Raw genomic sequence first — 13,660 nt, 5'->3', positions numbered from 1 at the left:
GTTAAAAGCCGCCCCGGGCGGCGGTTCCCCGGCACAACACAGCGGACGACGACGGCGGGAGGCACCGTCGTCGGCTTCCTTTAGCCTCAAGAACCTAAGCGGTCACCGTCTTACTGATATTCAGCAGCCGGTCATACATCGGGGACACACTTGCCGGTTCCCAACAGCGCCAGACCAGCCCTGTCTCCGGCACCGAAGTCCACCTGCCCGCTGTTCTCCTCGTACATCAGCTGCGTGGGGTCGTTCACATGGTCCAGCCCCACCACGTGCGCCAGCTCGTGCATGATGATGGCCCGAACCAGAGCGGGTCCGTTGGGAAAGGTCAGAGTTTCAGCCAGGTCTGGCGCGTCGAGCTGCACTTGGCCGGTGACGTAGACATAGGGTTTGCCCGGAACTTGGATTGAGCTGCTGCCGCCGAACCCTGCGACCCTTCCCGCCAGGTCAGGTGCATTTTCCGGCGTTGACCAGGCAATCAGGATGGGTGCCCATTTTTTGCCGTAGCGGTCAGGCTGGTACGCCTCGCGATCTTTTGTTGGTGCTTCGGACGTCGGCCCGTCGTACACGAACTGCAGCCCGGTTGCGGCGGAAACGGCAGACACGGCCTCCCGAATAAGCTGATCCGTCCCCGGGGGCGCCAAGTCTGGCCGGACAACGTAGTGCACCGGACGGCACGGGTCGTAAGCCACAAAGGGCTGGCCAGGGTCGGGTGACTCATGAAGGACGTAGGCGGTTGATCCATTGCTGACCGGAGGGAGGCCGAGAGGAGATGAGGCGGCTTCATATCCCGGTGGAGGAACCGCAGAGCCGGGCAGGTGTGGCAGCGCCTCTGGCAGGACGTACCGTTCGAACAACGATGGTATGAAGAAGAGTCCCACGAGGAGCGCCAGGACCAGCACGATGGCGGCCCTCGACCGCCACTTGCCAGGGGGTCCTGGCTTCGTCCTGCGATTGCCGCGCTTCTCTCCCGCCGTCGGGGCCGGCGCGGCACGCCACGGCTCGGGATCTTGAAGTTTGCCGAGCGCCTCTTCAATGGCCCACTGCGGTACACGCCCGCTCGGCGAACGTCGGACGCCCGGGATGTCACCCGCTCGGGAAGGCATGCGCGAAGAATCCCTGCTGTTGAAACCTGATACCACCAGCGCCCCCTGTGTCCCCCCACCCATCGCAGGCGATGGTCCGCTCAGCATACTGGCCCGGCTACGCCGCTGCTATGGGCGCCCCTAGTCTTTAAACAGGGTTACGGACGACGGCGGGAACCTCCCGCCGTCGTCCGCCACCTGTTGTCAGCTTTCCAGTAAGCCGCCGCTAGCCCAACGCCGTACGGCCAGCTTCTCGGAGGTGTCGAACTCCAGCAGGGCTACCCGGCAGAGTTCTTCCACGTTGGTTGTCCAAGCTGCGGCCAGACTTTCTGCCGTTGCCTCATCAGAGAGCGGGAAATTGGCGTAGGCCAGGCCTTGAAGGACAAAGTTCACGGCGTTGCGCGAAACCGGCTGACCGCTGTTGACGCAATCGTCCCTCACCATCCGGGAAAGTTCGGTTCGGGTGAGCGGTTGATCGCCAAGCCTGATTGCCATTGCCCGGAACATCTCCCGGAACTGAGCGGCGGAAAGCGCCGGCACGTCTGTCACACGTGCGACCTGTTCCTCGATACCGGGCTGCGGCTCGACGGACGGAAGATCCTCGCTCGAAAACCTCTTGGCGTCCCAGACCCAGCCGCCTTGCACCGGGGCGTATTCGACGCCTTGGCCTATCTGCGCCACCCAGGATCCAAATCTTCCGTATCCGCCCCAGTCTGTCTTCAGGGAGGGATCTGACGCGAGTGCTCGGTGGGCCACCATCGCGCCTACAACCGGGCCGGCAGCGGTGCGAACAAAATTCAGGACGTCCCGGACAGCGGGTGAAACAGACCTGATCTCGGCTTTGGCTGCTGCCGGGCTGTGCTGCTGCTTCCCTGACGCAACCGCATGAATCGGTTCCGTCGTTGTGCCGTTAAGGATCGCGACGAAGTCGTGTGACTCCACCACATGGTCCGCCATTTCCCGGTACGCGAAGGCCACAGCGCCGGCCGCGATGACTGTGGTCATCCGGTCAGCAGCTCGGAACCGCTGGATCAATGAAGTGAAGTCGGCGTCGGCCGAGGCGATGAAGAACTCTTCGATCCCAACTTTGCCGGACAGTGCGTCCATCGCGTCAAGGACGAGGTTGATGTCCGTACTGCTCTTTCCCCGCTGCGTCAGCGACGGGCAGTCGATCACGCGAAAACCGGCGCGGGTCCAGTATGTCCGGTACTTCGAGTAGATCACCGGGTTCAAGTAGCAGTTACGGATCAGGAAGCGCCTGGCGTCCTCGCCGGCCCCTCCGCCTGACAAGGCGTCTGCCCAATGCTTGGGGTCTTCGGCAAACCGCTTCGCCGCAAAGGGGTCCAGAGCCTGCAGCCCCGTGTAAACGTTATCGAAATCAACGAACATCGCGGCACGAATGCCGGGCCGTCGGGAGGGTAAGGGCGCCTCGTTCATTGACCCAGTGTGCCATCAAGGTCCACCGGCTGTAAGGTGCTCACGCCAGACACGCCCAGCATGCCGGCACCGCCCTACACGCCCGGCACGCCCGACGGCGTGCCGCCCCGGGTGTGCGAAGCCTGACACAGCGGACCGACTGGCGCATTGGGCTTGGATGCGGAAGATTTGCCTCATGTTTGCAGCCATCGCCACGGTCACCTTGAAGACCCACAGGCCCATGGAGGTCGCTCGGTTCTGGCGCGAACTCCTTTGCTATCGGGTTGCTCCGAATCACAGCAACTCAGTGAAACTCGTCGGGGACGACGGGCCAACACTTCTTATCCAGCCGTCTGAGTACGCCTTGGAGCAGGGCGCAATCCACCTCGACCTCCGCCCGGAGGATCAGTCAGCCTGTGTCGAGCGCGCGCTTGTGCTCGGAGCTACGCTTGCAGATATCGGGCAGGGGGGCGACGAGGGATGGGTGGTTATGGCGGACCCGGGCGGGAACCTGTTCTGCATTCTTCAGTCTGAGGTGGACTACCAAGCCTCCCTCGCCGATGACCACGGAACCCCAACGCTCATCGCCCACCCCAGGAAGTCGTAAGGCTGTTTGAGGTCCTCAACTGCCCGAATCCAGGTGGTTGTGTTCCTGCCTTGCGCTGGCCGAGTACAGGCCGATCCTCTTAGCATTTAAAGTGCAAAGGTGCTGGCCGGAAACGGCGGAGAACAACCTGGATTAGTGCGCTGGCCGTGTTGGGCGCATGGCTCCTCATCCGAGTCATACCGGTGATTCAGGTGGCCCGCACTTTTGCACGCCGGAACTACGCCGGTTGCAGGAGGAACCATTCCGGGAATGGGTCCACTGGCATGGGGAGATCCTGATCCGGATCAAGGTCCATGGGCATAGCTAGATCCTGATCCTGAGCCAGATTATGATTCAGATCGAAATCCGGGTTGGGCGCGGGTAGGCCGATGTGATCGGGCCAGGTGGGTGGTTGCCAGTCTTGTTGTTCGCTGGAGTACTGCCTGCCTGAGGGCGCGGTCCAGCCGGGTGTTTGGTTTGCGGTGGCCTGGGATGGCGTCCAAGAGGTGCTGTGTTTGAGGTGGTGGTGTTTCCGGCAGGGTTGGCCAAGGTTGGTGATGCCGGTGGTGCCGCCGTCGGCCCAGGCCAGGAGGTGATCGGCTTCGTTGTCGAGGGAGTGGTTGTGGCAGCCGGGGAAGGGGCACTTGGCATCGCGCAGACGCAGCCATTGACGCATGGATTTGGGGATCCGGTAACTGGTGCGGCCGATTTCCAGCGGTGCCCCGTCGCGGGGATCGATCAGGACGCGGTGGAAGGATTCGGCCCCGTCGGCGACGAGTTCCCGGGCCATTGACGCCGGTATAGGACCGTATCCGTCCAGCATTGCCGGTTCGTCGGTGGCGCCAAGGAGTGAGAGGACGGGGACGGTGACCAGCACCTGGGCCCGGGGAGAGGGAACGCCCACCGGGCCGCCGCCCACCCATGCCGAAACCGCCGCCGCCGACACTCATGCCTAAACCGGTGCCGACCATGCCGCCGCCGTAGCGGTCGGTCATCGCATCTGGCATGCCCGCCTCTGTCATGCCGCCATCCGTGATGCCGTCAACCGCGGCATGAACCATGCGGGAACCATGATGTTCCGAAAGGTCTGTATCGCCCGGGCGGCAGGTATCGCCGTTGGCCCCTGTGTTGCTCAGGAGCCAGGTGGCGGCGATGTCGGCGCGGAGTTGGGTGAGGGTCCGGCGCTCGGTGGGACCTTGGATTGCTCTGGCGGCGGTGGTGGTCCGGGCCCAGATCCCGGCGGCGGTCGCGGCAGGCAGGTAGGCCGCGAGCCATGCCATGCCGTCCTGGTCCGGAGTGTATTCCAGCCGCCGGTCCAGGGCGCTCTTGCGGTGGCGGAGTTCAATGCTGTCAGGGTGCTGGCGTTCGCGCCAGGTGCGGGCTTTGGCGCGGAACCGGGACGGGACCAGCTCACCGATGTGGCATCCCCGCGCAGCGTCAGGTGAGTCAGGATCTAGGAAGTGTGTTTCCAAGGCGGCAGTCCCGGCCGGGTCCAGGTTGCCGGTTTCATCACACATGATGCGGGCGTGCTGCCACGAAATCGACCCGCTCTGGAGTGCCGTGAGGGTGAGCGGCAGCCCGGTGGTCAGGTGCCGGGACTGGTCCAGGAGCGCCGCGGCGGTACGCTCGCTCACTGTGAGGACGCAGGCGAGCTCTGCAATGGTGGACATTTCCTGCACGGTCGCGTCCTGGGCGGTAACAGCAGGGGAGGCGAGGGCCTCCGCAGCCTCGACGTACTTGCCCACCAGGTGTACCTTCAGCGCCGCAGCCTTGGCTTCGAACCGGGCAACCTCGGCCAAAGCGTCCAGGCAGGCATCGAGCTGGCGCCGCAAGGGATCGGAGTCCTGGCCGTAATCACCATCAGGGCCATCAGCTCCGCCACGGAAACCCGGTCCAATGATCCGCCCAAGAACAGCAACGGACGACGCAACAGCAGCCAGAGCCCCGGCAGCCTCGAGCCCGCCCGGGGACTCTAAAGCCTCCCCGGTCCTAGTCCAAGCCCCCGTGCCTTCCATAGAAAAAGCATCTCAGCTGGGTCTGACATTTTTGCGGTGGTGGGATCCTCGTTACTGAATCGGCTTGCCCCAAACTGCATCCCAAATCCATGGCCGAAGACTCGCGCGCCGGAAGCACTCGGATGAGGAGTTCGCGGGTAGAGGAGGACCCACAAACGCAAGACGACGACGGCGGAACCTCCCGCCGTCGTCGGGCAGAATCAGTCGAGCAGAACCCCGCGAGCAGAATCAGTCGGCCTCATGAACCAGTGCGGCGTCCACCGGTGCCGCATCACCCGGTGCCGCATCACCCAATGCGGCACTCACCGGTGCCAAATCACCGGGTGCGGCAGAAATCAGCGGGCAGAGCCCGCAATGCAAGCGAAGTGCCGGTCAGTTTTCGAAGTGGGTGAAGATGTTGGGATCCTTGGACACGGAGGCGACGATGGATGTTGCGACTTCCCGGAGTTTGACGTTGCGGGTGCTGGAAGCGATTTTGAGGATCCTGAACGCCGCTTCCTGGCTGCACCGGTTCTGAGCCATGATGGCTCCGATTGCCACGTCAATGGCGGTCCGAGACTCCATAGCCGCCGTCAGATTCTTCTTGTCATCGGTGAGCTGTGCAACCCGGACAGCAAGGCGAAGGGCCTTGGATGCCTGGCCGGCATAAGTTTCCGCGGCTTCAATCTCTGCGCCGCTGAAGGCATGGGTCCGCGTTGAGTAAATGTTCAACGCCGCATTCGCTTCCCCTTCAAGGGGGAGGGGCACGGACAGGATGGAACCGATGCCCTGTGCCCACGCGGCGGCGGTGTAACCGGGCCAGCGGTTTTCATCATGGAGGTTGGGAACATGGATGGTGGCCAGTTCCCGGATCGCTGTCATGCAGGGCCCGTCGCCGAAGCCATACTGCATCTCGTCCAAGGGAAGGACGCGAACGTCACTGATGGCGACCGTAGTTGCCTTCCTGTGACGCAGCAGCGTGACACCACACAAAACCTCGGAACGGGTTGAAAGGCGGGCGGCAGAGAACGCGGCCAGTTCGTTGAGGAGTTCCTCCACGTCACCGCATTGAAGCACAAGGTCCTGGAGGTGCTCGGCGATGGTATTTGTGTGCAGAGGTTTGGATTGCTGAGCCATGGCGGCCTCGTTCCTGCATGCCACAAGTACCTCGAGTGGCACGGTATAGGATTTTGCGCCGTTTGCTCGACGGACACTAAGTCTACGCCCGCCCAGTCCAACACGCCTCTTCTACGTGCTCGGATGAATGGTCAGGCAGCGGCGGTAGAAAGGCAAAGATCTGCTGGGTCAGGCGTGAACCCCTGCAATCCTCACCGGCATCGCTGTCACCGCCGCGGCAACTCGGTCACCGCCGCGGAGCGGCACGCTCAGCGCCGGAGCAACTCAGAGGGCGCATGGCCGTACCGCTGGCGGAATGCCCTGCTGAAGTGCGCTGAGTCTGAGAATCCCCAGGCCACGGACAAATCCGTCAAGGTGCCTTCATGTTTTCCGCTCAGCAAGGCCTCGCGTATCCGGTCCAGGCGTTGCTGCCATACCCAGCCCATCACTGTCTCGCCGTCCGCGGCGAAGGCGCGGTGGATGCTGCTCGGAGATAAGTGGAGCTGGTCTGCGATGGACCTGATGCTCAAGGACTCGTAGCGCAGGTTCTCCAGGATATGGTTTTGCACAAGCTTGCGTCGGGAGAACCGGTCCGCATCGGGGATACTTCCGGCAAGGCCACCCAAGCCGGCGACAATCAGATGCTCCACGCCCTGAGACACGGACAAGGCAACGTCGGGGGCCAACACATCGATTTCGCTCGCCAAGAACTTCACCGTACTCACCAGCAGGCGGGCAGCACCTGGATCCGGGTTGACTCCGAGGGCCGTGAGTCTCTCGGCTTCTGGCAGGTGCCGTTCCAGGGCAGTTCTCGGAAGCCGGATCACGAGTTGCTCGAAGTTGTCGGTCAGAAGGAGCGAATACGGCCGGGTGGTGTCGTAGAGCGAAAACGCGCCGTTCTCGATCGCAGCCGAACGCCCGCCCTGAGTCACCAGGCATGAGCCCTTGGTCTGGACGCCCACCAGATAATAGTTGTCCGAGGAAGCCGCGATCCCTGCAGGTGTGCGGTGGACGGATTGTGCGGAGGCACGGACCCGGGCTAAATCCAGCGACGCCAGAGACTGGACCGCCAGTTCTCCGTCGATTGATTCGTGGCCGCCACTGGACCTGCATTCGAGGTCGACGAAAGTATCAGAAACGGTTTCAGTCCAAAACGAAACACGATTCCGGGCAGACACCCCCGCTGTGCTAACAACCTTGGCCATGCCTAATGATACCGGCGCAGTTCCGCAGGCTGGAGGGGGTGATTCCAGGGAAAACGCCAGCGCTGGAAAGGTGACACTCACAGTCAATCGTCCTGCGATTTCTGATCAAGACTCCCGGAAAGTACGGCCCTAGTGTGGAGCACACATCCACATTTGTGATCCCGATCACGCACGATAGGAATAGGCCATGAATCACCCCCAGTTCAAAGCAGCAGCCGTCCAGGCAGCACCTGTATTCCTGGATCTGGACAAGACCATCGACAAATCCATCGCCCTGATAGCGGAGGCCGCAAGGAACGGCGCGGAGCTGATCGCCTTCCCCGAAACCTGGCTCCCGGGCTACCCGTGGTACGCCTGGCTCAACGCCCCTGCCATGTGGCTGCCGCAGTTCACCCAGCGCTATTTCGATAATTCCCTTGAGTACGGCACCCCTCAAGCCGAGCGGATCTCGAAGGCGGCCAAGGAAAACAACATCATGGTCAGCATGGGCCTCAGCGAACGAAGCGGCGGTAGCCTGTACATCGCCCAGTGGTTCATTGACAGTGACGGGCAGACGATCTCGCAGCGACGCAAGCTCAAGCCGACCCACGTCGAACGCACCATTTTCGGGGAAGGCGACGGCAGCGATCTTGGCGTCTGGGACACAAGGCTGGGGCGCCTCGGCGGACTCTGCTGCTGGGAGCACCTGCAGCCGCTATCCAAGTACTCCCTGTACGCCCAGAACGAGCAGGTCCACGTTGCCGCCTGGCCGAGCTTTTCCCTCTATGAAGGTGGGGCGTACGCCCTCGGCCCTGAGGTCAACACCTCGGCCTCCCGGATTTACGCCGTGGAAGGTTCTTGTTTCGTCGTTGCTCCGTGCGCCATCGTGTCCCAGGAGATGGTGGACGAAATGTGCACCACGGACCTGCAGAAGGCGCTCCTCAAGACCGGTGGCGGGTACGCCCGCATCTTCGGGCCCGATGGCCAGCAGCTCCACGAGTCCCTCCCGACAGGCGAGGAAGGTCTTGTCTACGGCGAGATCGATCTGGGCCTGATATCAGTGGCAAAGGCTGTTGCCGATCCCGCCGGCCACTACTCACGTCCCGATGTCACGCAACTGGTTCTCAACAGGTCACCGCGACGTGCCGTCGTCGACAACGCTCCTAAGACGGAGTCCGCACAAACCGGGAGCGCAAAACCGGAGTCCGCACAAACCGGGAGCGCGAAACCGGAGTTCGCCCAGCCGGAGACCAGGCAGGATACCGCGCCCGTTCCAGAGCACCGGGACGTCGTGGAGCCGACCCTGCCGGCAATGGCGGAACTCTAATGCCCCTCGACAGGGATGGGGAGGAGCCGGCCATGGAGTCTTCGATCCCGTTACACCTCACCGTCGAACGGACGCGGAGCAAAGGAGTGGGCGATGAGTACACACCGCCCTACCCGTCCTACTCGGTGCGGTTCGCGGAAGGGGTCAGCAGCCTTGTCTGTGCCTTCTTCGGCGTCCAAAGCCAGCAGCCGCTGTCTACGGAGGCAAGGGAAGCTTCCGCGGGAATGTGGGAGCTGTGCGGGCAGGAAGATGGGCCCGTGTCCCGTGAGTACGCCGTTCACACGGACGAACGAGGATTCGACAACAAAGTCATCATCGCCTACTGGGACGACGCCAATACCTATGGGCGTTGGTTCGGTAAGCACCGCGATGAACTGATAGGCGCCGGGTTGGAGATGGAACACCACGGCCGCTGGATCGAAACAGTCACTCCGGAACCCAGCGGGTTTGAGACCCTGTACTCGTCCAACACATTCCCGGAAGGGGCAGCCCGGGTCGCCGCCGGAGGATACAGCGGGGAAATCCAGGAACACGGGTACTGGGGAAGCATGCGTGACCGGCTCCCCATATCGCAGACTGAGGACCTCGATCCAATCGGCACCCCGTTCGTCGCAGAGAACAATATCCCAGAGAGCTCCGTTCCCGGGAACCCAAAGAACTCTGAGAACCCCAGAATCGTCCGGGTTGAACCCCATGAAAACCTTGCCATCATCCGCTCCGGCCAAGATTGGAGCCTCTGCGAGGCGGCAGAGCGGGCGTCCTATTTCGGCAAGGTGGAGCCCCAGCTGAAAGCAGGAATGGACTTCCTGACGTCTGACGGCGCTTCGATCGGCTGCTACGCGAACAGATACATGACCAGCAGCGACGGCGAGGGCAGACTCCTCGAGCAGAGCTTCGGCTTGAGCTTCTGGCACAGCCTGGCGGACATGGAGGAGTGGGCGGAATCCCACCCCACCCACGTGGCCATTTTCAGGGCGGCCATGAAATTCCTCCAGACAAACGCTGGTGCCAAACTCCGGCTGAGCCATGAAGTGGCTGTGGTTCCACGGAACCGGCAGTACTACGAATACAACAACTGTCACGCCACCACAGGCATGCTCGGCGCCGGCAGGACGGTAGCAGTCAACACGGCGTAAACCCCGGACAGACATGTCCACTCGGGAGGGGAGATCGACGACGGCGGGGACCTCCCGCCGTCGTCCGCTACCCGCACGGTTCCACTGCAGGCTCCGCCGGCGACCTGATGGCCAGATCGCGAAGCCTTGCAATGAGGTCCCTGGTCTGAGGGTCTTGTTCCAGCTCGGCGTAGACAGGAGCCACGGCACGGCGGAAGGCATCCACCTGCTCGTCCGAAGCCGTCACGACTGTGCCGCCGTTCTGGCAGTAGGTTCGCGCTTCCTCCGAGAGGGCTGGCAGCAGGTCCGAGGCCCGATTCCGGGCTGCGGCGGCAGCCATAGACAGTAGCTGCCGATGCTCCTCACTCAGCTCATCCTGTGCCTTCATGTTGATGACAAGGGTGTTGGCCCTCGAGGATAGGACGACGTTCCCGGTTGCGATAGGAAGTGCTGTTGTGCTGCGGGCGGACCGTAGCTGAGCCGCGTATGCGAAGGACGACTCCGCCGCACCCACCTGCCCCGGGTCATCCTGATCGGCGAACTGAAGTTCCTGCACTTCTTCCGGTACCGCCCCGAGTGCCGCCAGCGCTTTATAGGCAGTTGTGGACCGGGTGGCCCTGATGACCATTCCTTCAGCGTCTGAAGGCGTCAGGATGGGAGTCCTGAATGAAAAAAGCACCTGATGGCCCTCCGGGATGAGTGCCAGACCCCTGAGCCCCACTTCGTCGAGCCCTGCGAGCATTCCATCCGCGAGTTCCGGCTTCACAGCTTCCTTGAGAACACCGGAAGACATCACCAGGAACGGCGCCGACAACGCGCGGAGACTCAATACTCCCTCCGAATCCCAGGTCCGGGACGGGACCAGAGCCATGGCGAGCTCTCCCGACACGACACTTCGCGCCACCGCCTGGTCACGGTCCCAGAGTTCCTGCCCTCCGGCGCGCCACACGGGCTCGATAAGGAGTTTCCCGCCGGAACGGGTCTCCACCTGGCGCGCAAATTCCTCGATCTGCTCGCTGGCGGGGCCCTGCCCAGCGTCCGAAGTGCCCAGGCGGAGCACGGTGGGGTCTTCCTCTATCCCCAACGCCAGGAGTCCCGCCCAACGCTTTGCCCGCTGCTTCATTGCTGATCACTCACCGTCACTTCACTCTGGCACCGTCATCCGGCAGCGTCCATAGCGTTACCCCTCGACGACGGCGGGAGGTCCCGCCGTCGTCGTCAACGTCGATGCCCTACTACGTCCCAGCCATCACCGATCGTCGCCCCCGGGCCACATCGCCGGACGCAGCTCGATGGTCTCCCCTGGCCCGGAGAAGCGGGCGGCGAGCTCCTCGGCCCGCTCGCGGGTGGCGACGTCGATCATGAAGAACCCGGCGAACTGCTCCTTGGATTCCGCGTACGGCCCATCGGTAGCGACTGCCTTGCCCGACTGCCACCGGTACAGCCTCGACGTTGCCGGGTCGGCCAGCGCCTCGCCGCCAAGCAGTTCCCCCTTGGCTTCCATCTCCGCAAGCAGCGCGTCGAAGTCGTTGTTCATCTGCTCGCGCTGTTCCTTCAGGAGAGCCAGATTTTCGGCGACATAGTCACCGGTGGGATGTCCCCAGGGCTGGGGATTGGAGTGGATGAGAATGACGAACTTCATGAGTCTGACCCTTTCTGCGACGTGGCCGTATGGCCCTGACACATGGAGGTCGAGGCCGCGGTGGTGAGATCGACATTCCCGAGACTACTTTGTGGCCAGAGCCTGCTTTGTGAACAATCGGTCAGCTGCCGGACTCTGCTGCTTCCGCCACCCCCGGGGCCGCCCAGCTCGCAAGCAGTTTTATGCTCTCTTCGTGGGTTGTTCCGGGCTCCGCCGTGTAGACGCTGAGCGTATGGACGGATCGCGGGAAAATCGGCAGGGTCAGGGACTGGTAGGTGAGTTCAAGTTCCCCCACCACGGGGTGCCGCAGCCGTTTGATTCCCTCATGGCGGAACCGGATGTCGTGGGAGGCCCACAGCGTACGGAACTCCGGGCTCAGCGTGGACAATTCCCCCACGAGTGCTCGCAGACCCCGGTCGTTTGGGGCTCGCCCGGCTTCAGCGCGTAGCAGTGCGGCTGTGGCGGCCGCGCCCGCCTCCCAGTCAACATAGAACTCCCGGGAAGCTGCTTCCAGGAAGTGGAAGCGTGCGAAGTTGGCGTGGCCGTGCTCGCTGGTGGTCTCGCCGGCGAACATCGGGGCGTGAAGCGCACGGGCCAAGGGGTTGCTGGCCACGACGTCGAGGCAGCCGTTGACGACGAACGCGGCCGACATGGTGATGGAATCGAGCAGCCACTGGACGGGAGCCGCCACTCCAGCCTCCTTGCGGCGGGAGGGTGCGGGGCGCACGGGCCGGGCGGCCCGTGCCAGCTCAAAAAGGTACTGGCACTCCTCATCGCTCAGTTGCAGGGCCCGGGAAACAGCCAGGAGGACGTCGTCGGACACGCCGCTGATGTTGCCCTTCTCCAGCCGTGAATACCATTCCGGGCTCACGCCGGCGAGAACCGCTACCTCTTCACGGCGCAGTCCGGGCACGCGCCGCCTGTTGCCGGCCGGCAGGCCTACCTGCTCCGGCTGGAGCTTGGCCCGCCGGCTTGCCAGGAAGTCCCGGATATCGGCGCGGTTGCCCGTTAGGTTGTCCATGAATCCAACGATAGCCCCGGTTCAAGTCCCTTATAGGGGGAGAGCTTATACCCCCTATGAACACAGCCTTCTTCCTCCGTCCGCTTCGGGGTGAGATTGATGAAGAAATCAAGCAAGCCGTCCAGAAGGAGAACTATGCCTACCGCCAACGCTTACGCCGCACCGTCTGCCACCGGAGACCTGGCCGCCACCACTATCGAACGCCGCGACGTCGGGCCTCACGACGTGCTGATCGAAATCAAGTACGCGGGGATCTGTCATTCCGACATTCACACCGTCCGGGGTGACTGGGGCCCGCAGCAGTACCCGCTGGTCCCCGGCCACGAGATTGCCGGAGTCGTCACCAAGGTGGGCACCGAAGTCACCAAGCACGCCGTTGGCGACCGCGTCGGAGTCGGCTGCATGGTCAACTCCTGCCGGGAATGCGTTAACTGCGTAAAAGGCGAGGAGCAGTACTGCCTCAACGGGATGATCGGCACCTATGGCGCCGTTGACCGTGATGGCACCGTCACGCAGGGCGGCTACTCCAGCCACGTCGTGGTGACCGAAGACTTTGTCGTCACCATTCCCGAGGGCCTGGAGCTCGACGTCGCGGCTCCTTTGCTGTGCGCGGGCATCACCACGTACTCGCCGCTGCGTCACTGGGGCGCCGGTCCCGGCAAGAAAGTGGCCGTCGTCGGCCTCGGCGGACTCGGGCACATGGCCGTCAAGCTCGCCCACGCCATGGGTGCCGAGGTCACCGTGCTCTCCCAGTCCATGAAAAAGCAGGAAGACGGCCTCCGCCTGGGTGCCGACCAGTACTTCGCCACCAGCGATGAAAACACCTTCAAGGATCTGGCCGGCACCTTCGACCTGATCATCAACACCGTCAGCGCCTCGATCGACATCAGCGCCTACCTGCAGTTGCTGACCCTCGACGGCGCTCTGGTGAACGTGGGCGCCCCGGCCGAACCGCTGCCAGTAAATGTCTTTTCACTGATCATGGGACGCCGGTCCTTCGCCGGATCCATGATCGGCGGCATCCCTGAAACCCAGGAAATGCTCAACTTCTGCGCTGAGCACGGACTGGGCTCAGAGGTCGAAGTCATTCCGGCAAGCAAAATCAATGACGCCTATGAGCGCGTCCTGGCTTCCGATGTGCGGTACCGGTTTGTCATCGACACAGCGACCCTCTAGGCAC

General features: G+C 63.1%; 11 protein-coding genes and 1 pseudogene. 4 read left to right on the top strand and 8 right to left on the bottom strand.

All coding sequences use genetic code 11. From position 1 onward, the window contains the following. Nucleotides 1-131 precede the first annotated feature (131 nt). Nucleotides 132-599 (bottom strand): matrixin family metalloprotease, encoded by a 468-nt coding sequence (locus tag M1D88_RS18020; protein WP_458112105.1) that lies wholly within the window; start codon nt 597-599, stop codon nt 132-134. 684 nt (nt 600-1,283) lie between these two features. Continuing rightward, entirely contained in the window at nt 1,284-2,516 is a 1,233-nt protein-coding gene (locus tag M1D88_RS18015; RefSeq protein WP_458112104.1) for an NYN domain-containing protein, read from the bottom strand. Between the two features lie 175 nt (nt 2,517-2,691). Between M1D88_RS18015 and M1D88_RS18010 the strand changes: the two genes are divergently transcribed. After that, nucleotides 2,692-3,102, top strand: a complete 411-nt coding sequence (locus M1D88_RS18010) for a VOC family protein (RefSeq protein WP_458112103.1) — start codon at nt 2,692-2,694, stop codon at nt 3,100-3,102. Between the two features lie 329 nt (nt 3,103-3,431). Here M1D88_RS18010 and M1D88_RS18005 read toward each other — a convergent pair. The 3 genes and pseudogenes from M1D88_RS18005 to M1D88_RS17995 form a co-directional block, all read right to left on the bottom strand. Further along, nucleotides 3,432-5,096, bottom strand: a pseudogene (locus tag M1D88_RS18005) (DUF222 domain-containing protein); the annotation flags it as partial. Nucleotides 5,097-5,468: 372 nt separating this feature from the next. Further along, entirely contained in the window at nt 5,469-6,212 is a 744-nt protein-coding gene (locus tag M1D88_RS18000; protein ID WP_458112102.1) for an ANTAR domain-containing protein, read from the bottom strand. Between the two features lie 248 nt (nt 6,213-6,460). Then, nucleotides 6,461-7,396: an AraC-like ligand-binding domain-containing protein gene (locus M1D88_RS17995; RefSeq protein WP_458112101.1), complete on the bottom strand. Its 936-nt coding sequence runs from the start codon at nt 7,394-7,396 to the stop codon at nt 6,461-6,463. A gap of 187 nt (nt 7,397-7,583) precedes the next feature. Between M1D88_RS17995 and M1D88_RS17990 the strand changes: the two genes are divergently transcribed. Next, on the top strand, nt 7,584-8,702 hold the full coding sequence (locus M1D88_RS17990; RefSeq protein ID WP_458112100.1) for a carbon-nitrogen hydrolase family protein: 1,119 nt from the start codon (nt 7,584-7,586) through the stop codon (nt 8,700-8,702). Nucleotides 8,703-8,734: 32 nt separating this feature from the next. Then, a complete protein-coding gene (locus M1D88_RS17985; protein WP_458112099.1) occupies nt 8,735-9,838 on the top strand; it encodes a phenylacetaldoxime dehydratase family protein in 1,104 nt (367 codons plus the stop codon). A 67-nt stretch (nt 9,839-9,905) separates the two neighbouring features. Here the strand turns inward: M1D88_RS17985 and M1D88_RS17980 are convergent, their stop codons facing one another. The 3 genes from M1D88_RS17980 to M1D88_RS17970 form a co-directional block, all read right to left on the bottom strand. After that, a complete protein-coding gene (locus M1D88_RS17980) occupies nt 9,906-10,940 on the bottom strand; it encodes a TRAP transporter substrate-binding protein (RefSeq protein ID WP_458112098.1) in 1,035 nt (344 codons plus the stop codon). Between the two features lie 126 nt (nt 10,941-11,066). Then, the gene (locus M1D88_RS17975; RefSeq protein WP_458112097.1) at nt 11,067-11,459 is read right to left on the bottom strand and encodes a YciI family protein; all 393 of its coding nucleotides are present in this window, start codon (nt 11,457-11,459) and stop codon (nt 11,067-11,069) included. 121 nt (nt 11,460-11,580) lie between these two features. Next, on the bottom strand, nt 11,581-12,480 hold the full coding sequence (locus M1D88_RS17970; protein ID WP_458112096.1) for a helix-turn-helix domain-containing protein: 900 nt from the start codon (nt 12,478-12,480) through the stop codon (nt 11,581-11,583). Between the two features lie 135 nt (nt 12,481-12,615). On the opposite strand from M1D88_RS17970, the gene M1D88_RS17965 reads away from it, so the two are divergent. After that, nucleotides 12,616-13,656, top strand: a complete 1,041-nt coding sequence (locus M1D88_RS17965; protein WP_458112095.1) for an NAD(P)-dependent alcohol dehydrogenase — start codon at nt 12,616-12,618, stop codon at nt 13,654-13,656. Nucleotides 13,657-13,660: the final 4 nt, after the last annotated feature.

This window comes from Arthrobacter sp. R1-13 (genome assembly GCF_054161475.1).
This window is presented reverse-complemented; position numbering and strand designations above follow the sequence as displayed.

Bases quoted from the DNA above. Each gene is read 5' to 3' on its own strand.
- M1D88_RS18015 (WP_458112104.1), bottom strand. From the start codon at position 2,516: ATGAACGAGGCGCCCTTACCCTCCCGACGGCCCGGCATTCGTGCCGCG.
- M1D88_RS18010 (WP_458112103.1), top strand. From the start codon at position 2,692: ATGTTTGCAGCCATCGCCACGGTCACCTTGAAGACCCACAGGCCCATG.
- M1D88_RS18000 (WP_458112102.1), bottom strand. From the start codon at position 6,212: ATGGCTCAGCAATCCAAACCTCTGCACACAAATACCATCGCCGAGCAC.
- M1D88_RS17995 (WP_458112101.1), bottom strand. From the start codon at position 7,396: ATGGCCAAGGTTGTTAGCACAGCGGGGGTGTCTGCCCGGAATCGTGTT.
- M1D88_RS17990 (WP_458112100.1), top strand. From the start codon at position 7,584: ATGAATCACCCCCAGTTCAAAGCAGCAGCCGTCCAGGCAGCACCTGTA.
- M1D88_RS17985 (WP_458112099.1), top strand. From the start codon at position 8,735: ATGGAGTCTTCGATCCCGTTACACCTCACCGTCGAACGGACGCGGAGC.
- M1D88_RS17980 (WP_458112098.1), bottom strand. From the start codon at position 10,940: ATGAAGCAGCGGGCAAAGCGTTGGGCGGGACTCCTGGCGTTGGGGATA.
- M1D88_RS17975 (WP_458112097.1), bottom strand. From the start codon at position 11,459: ATGAAGTTCGTCATTCTCATCCACTCCAATCCCCAGCCCTGGGGACAT.
- M1D88_RS17970 (WP_458112096.1), bottom strand. From the start codon at position 12,480: ATGGACAACCTAACGGGCAACCGCGCCGATATCCGGGACTTCCTGGCA.
- M1D88_RS17965 (WP_458112095.1), top strand. From the start codon at position 12,616: ATGCCTACCGCCAACGCTTACGCCGCACCGTCTGCCACCGGAGACCTG.